Annotated in this window: 11 protein-coding genes and 1 pseudogene; 6 read left to right on the top strand and 6 right to left on the bottom strand. The window is 62.3% G+C overall.

The annotated features are described in order from the left end of the window. Positions 1-192 precede the first annotated feature (192 nt). Positions 193-1,509, bottom strand: coding sequence for a Na+/H+ antiporter family protein (locus J3P75_RS09815; RefSeq protein ID WP_434710112.1), 1,317 nt, complete (start codon positions 1,507-1,509; stop codon positions 193-195). Positions 1,510-1,769: 260 nt separating this feature from the next. On the opposite strand from J3P75_RS09815, the pseudogene J3P75_RS09810 reads away from it, so the two are divergent. Both J3P75_RS09810 and J3P75_RS09805 read left to right on the top strand, forming a co-directional pair. Continuing rightward, a pseudogene (locus tag J3P75_RS09810) lies at positions 1,770-3,134 on the top strand (chemotaxis protein); the annotation flags it as partial. Between the two features lie 150 nt (positions 3,135-3,284). Then, positions 3,285-4,040 carry a methyl-accepting chemotaxis protein gene (locus J3P75_RS09805; protein ID WP_434711248.1) on the top strand — a complete coding sequence of 252 codons (756 nt, stop codon included), beginning with the start codon at positions 3,285-3,287 and terminating at the stop codon, positions 4,038-4,040. A gap of 131 nt (positions 4,041-4,171) precedes the next feature. Here the strand turns inward: J3P75_RS09805 and J3P75_RS09800 are convergent, their stop codons facing one another. Genes J3P75_RS09800 through J3P75_RS09785 form a run of 4 tightly spaced genes read right to left on the bottom strand, consistent with a single transcriptional unit; the run spans position 4,172 to position 6,773 of the window. Next, entirely contained in the window at positions 4,172-5,485 is a 1,314-nt protein-coding gene (locus tag J3P75_RS09800; protein WP_434710110.1) for a sensor histidine kinase, read from the bottom strand. Then, a complete protein-coding gene (locus J3P75_RS09795) occupies positions 5,482-6,150 on the bottom strand; it encodes a response regulator transcription factor (protein WP_434710108.1) in 669 nt (222 codons plus the stop codon). The genes J3P75_RS09800 and J3P75_RS09795 overlap by 4 nt, the downstream gene beginning before the upstream one ends. A gap of 3 nt (positions 6,151-6,153) precedes the next feature. Then, a complete protein-coding gene (locus tag J3P75_RS09790; protein ID WP_434710106.1) occupies positions 6,154-6,465 on the bottom strand; it encodes a PepSY domain-containing protein in 312 nt (103 codons plus the stop codon). Further along, positions 6,465-6,773 carry a PepSY domain-containing protein gene (locus J3P75_RS09785; protein WP_434710104.1) on the bottom strand — a complete coding sequence of 103 codons (309 nt, stop codon included), beginning with the start codon at positions 6,771-6,773 and terminating at the stop codon, positions 6,465-6,467. Before J3P75_RS09785 ends, J3P75_RS09790 begins: the two co-directional genes overlap by 1 nt. A 316-nt stretch (positions 6,774-7,089) precedes the next feature. Between J3P75_RS09785 and J3P75_RS09780 the strand changes: the two genes are divergently transcribed. The 4 genes from J3P75_RS09780 to codA all read left to right on the top strand — a co-directional run bounded on the left by J3P75_RS09780 (position 7,090) and on the right by codA (position 11,625). Further along, complete coding sequence (locus tag J3P75_RS09780; RefSeq protein WP_434710102.1) at positions 7,090-8,169, top strand: patatin-like phospholipase family protein; 1,080 nt, start codon at positions 7,090-7,092, stop codon at positions 8,167-8,169. An 84-nt stretch (positions 8,170-8,253) separates the two neighbouring features. Then, positions 8,254-8,610: a 6-carboxytetrahydropterin synthase QueD gene (gene queD, locus J3P75_RS09775; RefSeq protein ID WP_007915588.1), complete on the top strand. Its 357-nt coding sequence runs from the start codon at positions 8,254-8,256 to the stop codon at positions 8,608-8,610. Between the two features lie 482 nt (positions 8,611-9,092). After that, positions 9,093-10,364 carry a cytosine permease gene (gene codB, locus J3P75_RS09770; RefSeq protein ID WP_394508064.1) on the top strand — a complete coding sequence of 424 codons (1,272 nt, stop codon included), beginning with the start codon at positions 9,093-9,095 and terminating at the stop codon, positions 10,362-10,364. Between the two features lie 13 nt (positions 10,365-10,377). Beyond that, the gene (gene codA, locus J3P75_RS09765; RefSeq protein ID WP_434710100.1) at positions 10,378-11,625 is read left to right on the top strand and encodes a cytosine deaminase; all 1,248 of its coding nucleotides are present in this window, start codon (positions 10,378-10,380) and stop codon (positions 11,623-11,625) included. A 128-nt stretch (positions 11,626-11,753) separates the two neighbouring features. Here the strand turns inward: codA and J3P75_RS09760 are convergent, their stop codons facing one another. Then, complete coding sequence (locus J3P75_RS09760) at positions 11,754-12,734, bottom strand: diaminopimelate epimerase (protein ID WP_434710099.1); 981 nt, start codon at positions 12,732-12,734, stop codon at positions 11,754-11,756. Positions 12,735-12,742 lie beyond the last annotated feature (8 nt).

The following is a 12,742-nucleotide window of genomic DNA, read 5'->3' as shown; positions in this document are numbered from 1 at the left end:
GGCAAAAGTTGAGTCCGGATCATTCCCTGATCCCCTGCTCGCGAAAGGGTTGGGTTGCATCTGATCGTTCCCACGCTCTGCGTGGGAATGCAGCCCGGGACGCTCTGCGTCCCTTTCAGAAGCCGAACGCGGAGCGTCCGATGAGGCATTCCCACGCAGAGCGTGGGAACGATCAGTGGGTCGGTGACAGGGTCAGAGCACCATCGCGGCCAACCAGCCGAACGCCAGCAGCGGCAGGTTGTAGTGCAGGAAGGTCGGCACCACGGTGTCCCAGATGTGGTGATGCTGGCCGTCGATGTTCAGGCCGGAGGTTGGGCCGAGGGTCGAATCCGAGGCCGGCGAACCGGCGTCGCCCAGCGCACCGGCAGTGCCGACGATGCACACGATGGCCATCGGGCTGAAGCCCAGTTGCACGCACAGCGGCACGAAAATCGCCGCCAGAATCGGCACCGTGGAAAACGACGAGCCGATGCCCATGGTTACCAGCAAGCCCACCAGCAGCATCAACAGCGCGCCGACGCCTTTGCTGTGATTGATCCATGCCGCCGACGATTCAACCAGGGTCTGCACCTGCCCGGTGGCCTTCATCACCTCGGCGAAACCGGAGGCGGCGATCATGATGAAACCGATCATCGCCATCATTTTCATGCCTTCGGTGAACAGGTCATCGGTTTCGCGCCACTTGACGATGCCGGACACCGAGAAGATCAGGAAACCCACCAGCGCACCGATAATCATCGAATCCAGCAGCAACTGCACGACGAACGCCGAGGCGATGGCCACGCCGGCGATCAGCAGACTCAACGGGTTGTAATGCACTGCGGTCTGCTCGACCTGCTCGATTTTTTCCAGGTCATAGACGCGCTTCTTGCGATAACTGATGAACGCCATCGCCAAGCCGAAAACCATGCCCAGCGCCGGAATGCCCATGGCGTGGGTGATGTTGATGCCGCTGATGTCGACGCCGCTGCGCGCAACGTTGGCCAGCAGGATTTCATTGAGGAAGATGTTGCCGAAACCCACCGGCAGGAACATGTACGGGGTGATCAGGCCGAAGGTCATGACGCAGGCGATCAGGCGGCGGTCGAGTTGCAGCTTGGTCAGCACATAGAGCAGTGGTGGCACCAGCAGCGGAATGAACGCAATGTGGATCGGCAGGATGTTCTGCGAAGCAATCGCCACCACCCACAACAGGCCGATCAGCAGCCATTTGACGTTGCCGCCGCCGGTCGAATGCTGCCGGTCAACCATCGCTAGCGCCCTGTCGGCCAGCGCGTGGGCCAGGCCAGACTTGGCGATTGCCACGGCGAAAGCGCCGAGCAACGCGTAGGACAACGCCACGGTCGCACCACCGCCCAGACCACTGTTGAACGCCTTGAGTGTGGCGTCCATGCCCAGGCCACCGGTCAGGCCGCCAACCAGCGCCCCGACGATCAGCGCGATCACCACATGCACGCGGGACAGGCTGAGAATCAGCATGACGCCGACTGCTGCTATGACTGCATTCATTTCACTACCTCGAAAAACACTGCGGTGGACAACCGACCGCCAGACAGGATGAGTCCGCCAGAACTGCTCGGCGGAGCCAAAAGGGTCTTGTTAAAAGGGCGCGCACTGTGCCCCAAGCAGCCTCAAGCTGCAAGTTTCGAGCGGCAAGCGAAAAGCAAATCCCTTCGATCGTTCCCACGCTCTGCGTGGGAATGCAGCCCGGGACGCTCCGCGTCCCAAAGCGGACGCAGAGCGTCCATTGAGGCATTCCCACGCGGAGCATGGGAACGATCAATCCTGGCGCCCGACGCTCGCTTTTAGCTTGCAGCTTGCCGCTCAAGAAAGCTGTTTTTCAGCCGTTAGAGTGCAAAGTCTCAGATATTTATCGAATAAGGATGTTTTCCATGTCGCTCAGACACCTTTCCATCCAATGGAAAATCACCCTGCTCGCCGGCCTTTGTCTGGCCGGTATCGTGACCCTGTTGGTCGGTCTTTCGCTGTATCGCATGGAGCACAGTTCCGCGCTGGTCAAGGCGTCGAGCATGGAAATGCTCACCGAGTCGGCGCAGGCGCGCATCGAGTCGCAGGGTGAGGTGCAAGCGGCAGGCATTCGCCAGCAGTTCATGGACGCCTATCAATACGGCCACGGCTTCTCGCGGCAGGTGCTGTTTCTGCGCGAACAGGCCGAGAAGCGTTTTCTCGATGCCTTCGATCTGCGCGAAGACATGACCCGTCAGGTCAAATCTGCGCTGCAGGCCAACCCGGACCTGCTCGGCCTGTCGCTGGTATTCGAAGCCAATGCACTGGACGGCAAGGACGAACTGTTCGCCGGGCAAGAGGAGCTGGGCAGCAACGACAAGGGCCGTTTTGCTCTGTACTGGTCGCAGCCGACCCCGGGCAAGGTCCACTCGATGGCCCTGCCGGAAAGTGACATGAGCGACACCCGCACCGGCCCCAGCGGTCAGGCGGCCAACGCTTGGTTCACCTGCCCGCGCAGCACGCTCAAGCCGTGTGTGATCGAACCGTACTTTTACGTGATCGACGGGCAGAAAGTGCTGATGACCAGCATCGTCTTCCCCCTGCTGCTCAACGGCGAGGTCATCGCCTCGCTGTCGGTCGACATCAACCTCAACAGCCTGCAAGCGATCAGCCAGACCGCGAGCAAGAAACTCTACGACGGTCAGACCGCCGTCAGCATCATCAGCCCCGCCGGCCTGCTCGCCGGTTACAGCGCCGATGCCGGCAAACTCAGCCAGCGTCTGGACGCCGTCGACACCACCAGCGGGGCTGAACTGCTGCGACGCCTGGCGGCCAGCACCGGCGTGAGCAGTCTGCACAACAATGGTCAGCTGAAAGTGCTCTCGCCGTTCCAGCCGATTCCGGGCGGGCCGGCGTGGGGCGTGCTGCTCGATGTGCCGGAAAAAGTTCTGGTCAGCCGCGCCGAAGCACTCGAGCAACAGCTGGACGCGAGCAATACCTCGGGCACGTTGATGGAGTTGGGCCTCGGCGGCCTCGCCGCCCTGCTCGGCCTGCTGCTGGTGTGGCTGATGGCGCGCAGTGTGACCCGACCGATCCTGGGCGTCGCGCACATGCTTGAAGACATCGCCAGCGGCGAAGGCGACCTGACCCGTCGCCTGGCCTATGACAAGCAGGACGAACTCGGGCAACTGGCGGGCTGGTTCAACCGCTTTCTCGACAAGTTGCAGCCGATCATCGCCGAAGTGAAACGCTCGGTGCAGGATGCGCGCAGCACGGCTGATCAGTCCTCGGCCATCGCCACCCAGACCAGCGCCGGCATGGAGCAGCAATACCGTCAGGTCGATCAGGTCGCCACTGCCTCCCACGAAATGAGCGCCACCGCGCAGGACGTCGCCCGCAGCGCGGCCCAGGCGGCCGAAGCCGCCAAGGACGCCGACCGCGCCACTCGCCAGGGCCTGACCGTAATCGACCGCACTACCGCGAGCATCGACACCCTCGCCGCCGACATGAGCGCGGCGATGGTGCAGGTTGAAGGTCTGGCGGCCAACAGCGAGAAAATCGGCGCGGTGCTGGAAACCATTCGCGCGATTGCCGAGCAGACCAATCTGCTGGCACTGAATGCCGCGATCGAAGCGGCACGGGCCGGTGAAGCCGGACGCGGTTTTGCCGTGGTTGCCGATGAAGTGCGCAACCTTGCCCGACGCACCCAGGAATCGGTGGAGGAAACCCGTCAGGTCATCGAGCAATTGCAGAACGGCACGCAGGAGGTGGTCGGTTCGATCGGCAACAGCCATCGCCAGGCCCAGGGCAGTGTCGAGCAGGTCGGCCAGGCAGTGACCGCACTGCGCCAGATCGGCGACGCGGTGACGGTGATCAGCGACATGAACCTGCAGATTGCCAGCGCCGCTGAAGAGCAGAGCGCGGTGGCCGAAGAGATCAACAACAACGTGGCGACGATTCGCGACGTGACGGAATCGCTGTCGGGGCAGGCCAATGAATCGGCGCGGGTCAGCCAGTCGCTCAACAGCCTGGCGAATCAGCAGCAGCGGTTGATGGATCAGTTTCGCGTTTGACGGCTAGCCCGAGAACCAATGTGGGAGCTAGCCTGCTAGCGATGACGGCGTCACATTCAATACTCATGTGACTGAAAGATCGCTATCGCTAGCAGGGCTAGCTCCCACAGGGGATGGTGTAGTCATCAGGCTCAGCGTTTAGGCAATTCGATTACCACCTTCAACCCACCCCACTCGCTCTCGCCCAACACCAGCAAGCCGCCCCACGTTTCCACGATATCGCGCACGATTCCCAACCCCAGCCCATGGCCGTCGGTCTGTTCATCCAGCCGTGTGCCACGACTGAACACCTCGGCGCGCTGTTGTTCGGGAATCCCGGGGCCGTCATCCTCGACGCTCAAGGCAAAGCCATCGGTGCGTTCGATCACGCTCAAGCGCACTTCGGCGTCCGCCCACTTGCAGGCGTTATCCAGCAGGTTGCCCAGCAGCTCGAGCAGATCCTCACGGTCCCACGGCAGTTGCAGGCCCGCCGGGGCGACGTAGCTGAGCGCCAGATGCTCGCCGTGGATCATATTCAGCGTCGCCAGCAATCCCGGCAGTTCCGCGTCGCAATCGAACAGCGCGCCGGGCAGTGCATCGCCGGACAAGCGCGCGCGATTCAACTCGCGATTGAGGCGCTGCTGCACTTGCTCCAGTTGCTCGATGAGGACCTTGCGCAGTTCCGGATGCGCATCGAGTTTTTCGCTCGACGCCACGCTCAACAACACCGCCAGCGGGGTTTTCAAGGCATGGCCGAGATTGCCCAGGGCGTTGCGCGAGCGCTTGAGGCTGTCTTCGGTGTGGGCGAGCAAATGGTTGATCTGCGCCACCAGCGGCTCCAGTTCCACCGGCACTTGGTCGTCGAGCTGCGAACGCTGGCCCTGCTGCAATTGCGCGATCTGTTCGCGCGCCCGTTCCAGCGGCTTCAAGGCGCGGCGTACGGTCAGGCGCTGCAACAGCAGAATCACCAGCAACGCCGTCAGGCCTGCTGCCAGACCGATCTGGCGCATGCGCTGGAAGCTTTCGCGCACCGGCGTGTAATCCTGCGCGACGCTGATTGAAATCGACTGGCCGAGGCGCCGATAGTCCGAACGCAGTATCAGCAACTGTTGGCCGTCCGGGCCCAACTGCAGATTGCTGTGCAGGCCGGGATGATCGAGCAGCGGCAGGTCCTGGTCCCACAATGAGCGCGAACGCCAGTGGCTGTCGGCAAAGTCGATGCGGAAGTAATGCCCGGAAAACGGCCGCTGATAGGCTGGCGACAGATGCCGCTCGTCCAGCTGCAAGCCTTGCGGGCCACGGACCAACGCCACCAGCAGGCTCTCGCTGTCGTTGCGCAGACCCGCTTCGAGATAACGCTGCAGACCCACTTCGAACAACCACAGGCTGGTCTGCGCCAGCACCACGCCGACGATCACCATCACACTGATCAGACCCAGGCTCAAGCGGCGCTGGATCGATCTCACGAGGCTTGCCCGCCGAACAGGTAACCCTGGCCGCGACGGGTTTCGATCACGCTTTTGCCGAGCTTGCGTCGCAGGTGATTGACGTGCACTTCGAGCACGTTGGAATCGCGCTCGGTTTCACCGTCGTAGAGGTGTTCGGCGAGGTGGCTTTTGGAGAGGATCTGCTCCGGATGCAACATGAAATAGCGCAGCAGACGAAACTCGGCGGCCGTCAGTTGAATGTCCGCGCCGTCACGCACCACGCACTGACGCCCCTCGTCCAGGTGCAGGCCGGCGGCCTTCAAAGTCGGTTGATTGGCCTGCCCCTTGGAGCGGCGCAGCAGCGACTGAATGCGCAGTTGCAGCTCTTCGGGATGAAACGGCTTGGTCAGGTAATCGTCGGCACCGGCCTTCAGGCCCTCGATGCGTTCGGCCCAGGAATCGCGTGCCGTCAGTATCAACACCGGAATCGCCAGCCCACCGGCGCGCCACTGCGCCAGTACGTCAAGCCCCGGCACACCGGGCAGGCCGAGATCGAGGATGATCAGATCGTAAGGCTCGCTGCTGCCCTGATACACCGCATCGCGACCGTCCGCCAGCCAATCGACCGCGTAACCTTGCCGCTGCAGGCTGGCGAGCAACTCGTCGGCCAGCGGTACATGGTCTTCCACCAAGAGCAAACGCATCGATCAATCTTCCTTGTCTTTGACTAACTCGCCGGTATCGGCTTTCAAGTGCAGCTCGCGCGCCACACCCTCGACCGTCAGCAACTCAACTTCGTAAATGTAGACGTCGTGTTTTTCTTCCAGCTCGACTTCCAGCAGTTTCGCGCCGGGGTAGCGATCCATGGCCTGCTGCAGCACTTGCTCCAGCGGCAGGATTACGCCCTCGCGACGCAGGGTCAGTGCCTCGTCCTGATCAAGGTCGCGAGCCATGGCCGGGCTGCACAACAACACCAGCGTCAGCGCCGTCAGGCGGGTGACGCGAATATTCAGCTTCATTACGTATCCTGATGATCCCTGAGCACTTCACCATCGACAGCGTTCAACTCCAGATCCCACTTCAGCCCTTTCGGGTCGCGCAATTCGATCTGGTAAATGAACTTGCCGTACTCTTCCTCCAGCTCGGTTTCGGTGATTTCCGAGCCCGGGTGTTTGTCCAGTGCGATGGCGTTGAGCTTCTCGAAGGAGACGATAGTACCAGCGTCACGCAAGCGAAGCGCCTCGTCAGGCCCCAGATCGCGCGCAAACGCAGTGCTGGCAGTGAGGCAGATGAGCGAGGCAGTGGTCAGGGCAGTCAGGGTGTTCACGGGTGTCTCCGAATTCTTATAGGTTGCTTAAGGTAGGCACCTTAGCGGCAGCAACTTAACTGAAACTGAATGGCCATCATTGTGCCCACCACCGCAGGACCACAGTCCGACGCATTGATCGTTCCCACGCTCCGCGTGGGAATGCAGCCGGGGACGCTCTGCGTCCCATTGGAACGCGGAGCGTCCCTTGAGGCATTCCCACGCAGAGCGTGGGAACGATCAGTACTGATAAACCGCTATCGCGAGCAGGCTCTCTCCTACAAGGGCTCTGCAACATGTGCTTATAATCCCCAGCTTGCTAACGATCGAGGCCGGTATGACCGCCATCCACATCAAATTCCCTGCCCTCACGCTCAAGGCCGGCCCGCGGGCCATGGCGCGCATTCGCGCCCAGGGCTTGAACGCTGCCGACGTCGGCACCCTGCCCGGCGCGGCCGGTGGGCCGAAGGCGCTGGGGATTCAAGGGCTGGATCTGGCGCTGTTCGGTGAATGGCTGCCGAGTGCGCCGCGCGCGCGTTCGCTGATCGGCGCTTCAGTCGGCTCCTGGCGCTTCGCCAGCGCCTGCCTGCCGGACGCCGCCGAAGGCATCCGCCGCCTCGGGCATTTGTACGCCGAGCAGAATTTCAACAAAGGCGTGACCATGGCCGAGATCAGTCAGAGCTCGCAGCGCATGCTCAACGACCTGCTCGACGGCCGCGACGCCAGCATCCTCGACAATGCGCATTACCGCTTGAACATCATGGTGGTGAAAAGTCAGGGGCGACTGGCCGAGGATCATCGCGGACGACTCGGTCTGGCGCTGGGTTCGGTGATTGCCGACAACCTGCGTGGTCGTGCGCGCCTGTCACGGCACTTCGAGCGGCTGATCATCCACGACCCGCGCCTGGCCCCGCCGCTGCATGCACTGGACGATTTTCCTTCGCGCTTTGTCGCGCTGAACACCGGCAACCTGCGCCAGGCCCTGCTCGCCTCGGGTTCGATTCCGATGGTCATGGAAGGCGTGCGCGATTTGCCGGGTGCTGGCGCGGGGACGTTCCGCGACGGTGGCCTGCTCGACTATCACCTCGACCTGCCCTACAGCGGCGACGGCATCGTGCTCTATCCGCACTTCACCGACCGGGTGATTCCCGGCTGGTTCGACAAGACCCTGCCGTGGCGCCGCGCCTCGGTGCAGCGTTTGCAGGACGTGCTGTTGCTCGCGCCGTCGAAGGAATATCTGGCCCGCCTGCCCTTCGGCAAACTGCCCGACCGTAACGACTTCAAGCGCTTCATGGGCGATGCCCCCGGCCGGCAGAAGTACTGGCACACGGCGATGGACGAAAGCCGCCGCCTCGGTGACGAATTTCTCGAACTGACGGCCAACGGTCGCCTCGCCGAGCACTTGCTGACCCTTTAGTCAGCACAGCCACAGACAAGCTGATAAACTCGCCGCCTGCCCGAATCGCTGCGGCGAACGCCATCTGAACAGAGCCAGAATACTGTGGAAATCTTCAAGGAATTTACTTTCGAATCCGCCCACCGCCTGCCGCACGTCCCGGACGGCCACAAGTGCGGGCGTCTGCACGGTCACTCGTTCAAAGTGGCGCTGCACCTGAGCGGCGACCTCGACCCGCACACCGGCTGGATCCGCGATTTCTCCGAGATCAAGGCGATCTTCAAGCCGCTGTACGAGCGTCTCGATCACAACTACCTGAACGACATTCCCGGTCTGGAAAACCCGACCAGTGAAGTGCTGGCCAAATTCATCTGGAATGAAATGAAGCCGCTGCTGCCAGAACTGAGCGCGATCCGCATTCATGAGACGTGCACCAGCGGATGCATCTATCGCGGCGAGTAATCACCGCAGATCGCTTTGTGTAGGCCTTCGCCTGCTCGCGATAGCGGTGTGTCAGCCAAACATATGCTTGATGACACACCGCTATCGCGAGCAGGCGAAGGCCTACAGGGGTCGGTGTTGAGTCAGGAAATAAAGAACAGCCGCGAAGGCTGTTTTTTTATGCCTGCGCCGCCCTACTGCAATTCCTCTGTCAGCATCAAAATCCCCAGACACCGATCGTTCCCATGCTCTGCGTGGGAATGCCTCAACGGACGCTCCGCGTTCGGCTTTGGCGGGGGACGCGGAGCGTCCCGGGCTGCATTCCCACGCAGAGCGTGGGAACGATCATGGGCCGTGGCTCCCACATGGCACACGGGTGCGCTCGGGTGCACCGTTTTTGCGCCTGACTTTGCCGCGTCGTCTATACATACCCCACCCAATCGGTATTTGGCACGACCGCTGCAACCCTCCCGCGTCTTCTCCCTTCCAGCAAGGACTGCCCCATGACGCAGAACGCTCCCGGCAACGATTACCCCCTCAGCGAAGTCCCGATGCACGCGCGCAAAGGCCTGGCCTCTACCGCGATGGTGTTACTGGGCTTCACGTTTTTCACCGCGACCATGTTTGCCGGCGGCAAGCTCGGCGTGGCGTTCACCTTCAGCGAGATGATCGCGGTGATTGTGGTCGGCAACCTGCTGCTCGGCCTGTACGCGGCGGGCCTTGGCTATATCGCTTTCAAGAGCGGGCTCAATTCGGTGCTGATGGGCCGTTTCTGTTTTGGTGAAGTGGGCAGCAAGCTCAGCGACCTGATCCTCGGTTTTACCCAGATCGGCTGGTACGCCTGGGGCACGGCGACGGCGGCGGTGGTGATCGGCAAGTATTTCAATCTCAATGAAGCCACGGTGCTCGGCCTGATGGTGCTGTTCGGGCTGGGTTTCTGCGCCACGGCGTACATCGGCTATCGCGGGCTGGAAATTCTCTCGTACATCGCGGTGCCGGCGATGCTGTTGTTGTTGATGCTGTCGATGTGGGTGGCGACGATAAAAGTCGGCGGTTTCGAGGGCTTGCTCAGCGTCGTGCCGACGGGTTCGCTGGACTGGTCGACAGCCATCACGCTGGTGTTCGGCACCTTTGTCAGTGGCGCGACGCAAGCGACCAACTGGACGCGTTTCTCGCGCTCGGCACGGGTCGCGGTGCTGGCCAGCCTGATCGGTTTTTTTGTTGGCAACGGCCTGATGGTATTGATCGGCGCGTATGGCGCGATCGTCTATCAGCAACCAGACGTAGTCGAGGTGTTGCTGTTGCAAGGTTTCGCCATGGCCGCGATGGCCATGCTGCTGCTGAACATCTGGAGCACCCAGGACAACACCATCTACAACTTTGCCGTCGCCGGTTGCAACCTGCTGCGCACCGGCCGGCGCAGAACCGTAACCCTCGGTGGCGCGGTAATCGGCACGGTGCTCGCCTTGCTCGGCATGTACGACATGCTGGTGCCGTATCTGATTTTGCTCGGCACAGTGATTCCGCCGATTGGCGGGGTGATCATGGCGGACTTCTTCTATCGCTGGCGCGGGCACTATCCGCGTCTGGCCGACGCGCGGTTGCCGGCGTTCAACTGGCCGGGGCTAGGGGCTTACGGGGTGGGCACCATTGCTGCGTTCAGTTCGCCGTGGGTCGCGCCGCTGGTAGGGATCGCCGCTGCCGCGCTAACGTATGTCATCGTCACCGGTCTGCTCGGCGCCCGTCGCGTCAGCGCACCACTACAAGATCTATAAAAGGATTCGCCTGATGCACATCATCAACGCCCGCCTGCGCAACCAGGAAGGCCTGCACGAATTGCACCTGGAAAACGGTCTGATCCACAGCATCGCCCGGCAGACCGAAGCACCGACGCTTGGCCCGGACGACCTCGACGCCGGCGGCAATCTGGTGGTGCCGCCCTTCGTCGAGCCGCACATTCACCTCGACGCCACCCTCACCGCCGGCGAGCCGCGCTGGAACATGAGCGGCACACTGTTCGAAGGCATTGAGTGCTGGGGCGAACGCAAGGTCACCATCACCGAAGAAGACACCAAGACCCGCGCCAAAAAGACCATTCAGGCGCTCGCCGCCCACGGCATTCAGCACGTGCGCACCCACGTCGACGTCACCGACCCGCAACTCACCGCACTCAAGGCGATGCTCGAAGTGCGCGAGGAAAGCCGTCATCTGATCGACCTGCAAATCGTCGCGTTCCCGCAAGAAGGCATCGAATCATTCCGCAACGGTCGCGAGCTGATGGAAGACGCGATCCGCATGGGCGCGGACGTGGTCGGCGGGATTCCGCATTTCGAGTACACCCGCGATCAGGGCGTCAGTTCGGTGAAGTTTCTGATGGACCTCGCCGAGCGTACCGGTTGCCTGGTCGACGTGCATTGCGACGAGACCGACGACCCGCACTCACGCTTCCTCGAAGTGCTCGCCGAAGAAGCGCGCAGCCGCGACATGGGCGCCCGCGTCACCGCCAGCCACACCACGGCGATGGGCTCTTACGACAACGCTTACTGCGCCAAACTGTTCCGCCTGCTCGGCCATTCCGGGATCAGTTTTGTCTCGTGCCCGACCGAGAGCATTCACCTGCAAGGGCGCTTTGACAACTTCCCGAAACGCCGTGGCGTGACCCGCGTCAACGAACTGCTCGAAGCCGGGATGAACGTGTGCTTCGGCCAGGATTCGATCGTCGACCCGTGGTATCCGCTGGGTAACGGCAACATCCTGCGCGTACTCGAAGCCGGCCTGCACATCTGCCACATGCTCGGTTATCGCAACCTGCAAAGTGCGCTGGATCTGGTCACCGACAACAGCGCCAAAGCCATGCACCTGGGCGAGCGTTACGGGCTGGAACAAGGGCGCCCGGCGAATCTGCTGATCCTGTCGGCGGACAGCGATTACGAAGTGATACGCAGCCAGGGCTTGCCGCTGTATTCGATTCGCGATGGCAAGGTGTTGATGAAGCGGCAGATGCCGGTGGTGGAGTTCAGCGGTGGTCTGAGCTGAGGTTTGTGCCGGATCTGATGGCCTCATCGCTGGCAAGCCAGGCTCCCACAGGTTTTGTGCCGATCATCAATATTGAGTACGGCGTAAACCTGTGGGAGCCTGGCTTGCCAGCGATGGCGGCTTCGAATTCAGCCCATCAACCGCGCCGTTCCGAACAATCTGACTCGCACCAATTCTTCGTCTGCTAACTCCAGCAAAACCGGCGCCGTGCCGCCGGGCATTACCACCTGCACTTGCCCCGCCGCGACCCAACCCACCCGCCACGCCGCCGATGCCACCGCACTGGCGCTGGTGCCGGATGAGGCCGTCGGCCCTTCGCCCCGCTCGAACACCCGGGCGTGGATTTTCTGGGGTGATTGCAGCGCGGCCCATTGCAGATTGACGCCCGCCGGGCAGAGTTTTCCTGAGCCGATCGGCATGGCATAGGCGATTCGGGTCAGGCCTTCGTTCAACGCAGATTCAGTCATTTGCTCATTGCTCGGCAATGCGTCGGGATCGCTGAGCAACGTCACGCAATGCGGATTGCCGATGCGCACGAACTGGCTGTGCGTCCAGGCCGGATCGAGCTGGGCCAAGGGCTGGACATGGCTGACCGTACGCCCATTGAATTGCACCTCTTCGCCCTGCTGCGCGCCGACGGCTGCCGGGCCGAAATCGGGCTGACCCAGATCGAGCCAGAAGCCCTGAACACCGTCCACCGTGGCCGGCTTCACCGAGGTTTCCACAGCGTCGCCCTTGTCGTGATGCACGCGTAACAGCGCGCCTGCTTCCGGCATCAAGCCTTGCCCGGCGAGCGCCTGGGAGAAAATCGTCAATCCGTTGCCACTGCGTTCGGCGAGGGTGCCGTCGGTGTTGACGATCAGCACATCGAACGGCGCCGCCGACTGGAACGGGCCGATCAGCAAGCCGTCGCTGCGATGGGCCTTGCTGTGCGCCGGGCGCTGGCCTGCAGGCCAGTCGCAGCAAACGCTGATCGCCGTGTCGCTCCATGACTGACGCGAGGCGGCGCATTCGCGGGCGCTGGCGGGCAGAGCGATGCCTGCCTCGCGCAAGGCTTCGGGTGAAACCACACCATAGATATTGCCTCGTGCGTCATAAAACCGAGTCATCCCCACCT

This window comes from Pseudomonas sp. R1-1 (genome assembly GCF_051132135.1).
Taxonomy (GTDB): domain Bacteria; phylum Pseudomonadota; class Gammaproteobacteria; order Pseudomonadales; family Pseudomonadaceae; genus Aquipseudomonas.
Note: the sequence above shows the minus strand (reverse complement) of the source record. Positions and strands in the feature narration are given on the sequence as shown.

What these genes read in the sequence shown, in the direction of transcription:
- J3P75_RS09795 (WP_434710108.1), bottom strand. Translation starts at nt 6,150, where the DNA reads ATGCGTTTGCTCTTGGTGGAAGACCATGTACCGCTGGCCGACGAGTTG.
- codB (WP_394508064.1), top strand. Translation starts at nt 9,093, where the DNA reads ATGACGCAGAACGCTCCCGGCAACGATTACCCCCTCAGCGAAGTCCCG.
- J3P75_RS09760 (WP_434710099.1), bottom strand. Translation starts at nt 12,734, where the DNA reads ATGACTCGGTTTTATGACGCACGAGGCAATATCTATGGTGTGGTTTCA.
- J3P75_RS09815 (WP_434710112.1), bottom strand. Translation starts at nt 1,509, where the DNA reads ATGAATGCAGTCATAGCAGCAGTCGGCGTCATGCTGATTCTCAGCCTG.
- J3P75_RS09790 (WP_434710106.1), bottom strand. Translation starts at nt 6,465, where the DNA reads ATGAAGCTGAATATTCGCGTCACCCGCCTGACGGCGCTGACGCTGGTG.
- codA (WP_434710100.1), top strand. Translation starts at nt 10,378, where the DNA reads ATGCACATCATCAACGCCCGCCTGCGCAACCAGGAAGGCCTGCACGAA.
- J3P75_RS09805 (WP_434711248.1), top strand. Translation starts at nt 3,285, where the DNA reads ATGGAGCAGCAATACCGTCAGGTCGATCAGGTCGCCACTGCCTCCCAC.
- J3P75_RS09780 (WP_434710102.1), top strand. Translation starts at nt 7,090, where the DNA reads ATGACCGCCATCCACATCAAATTCCCTGCCCTCACGCTCAAGGCCGGC.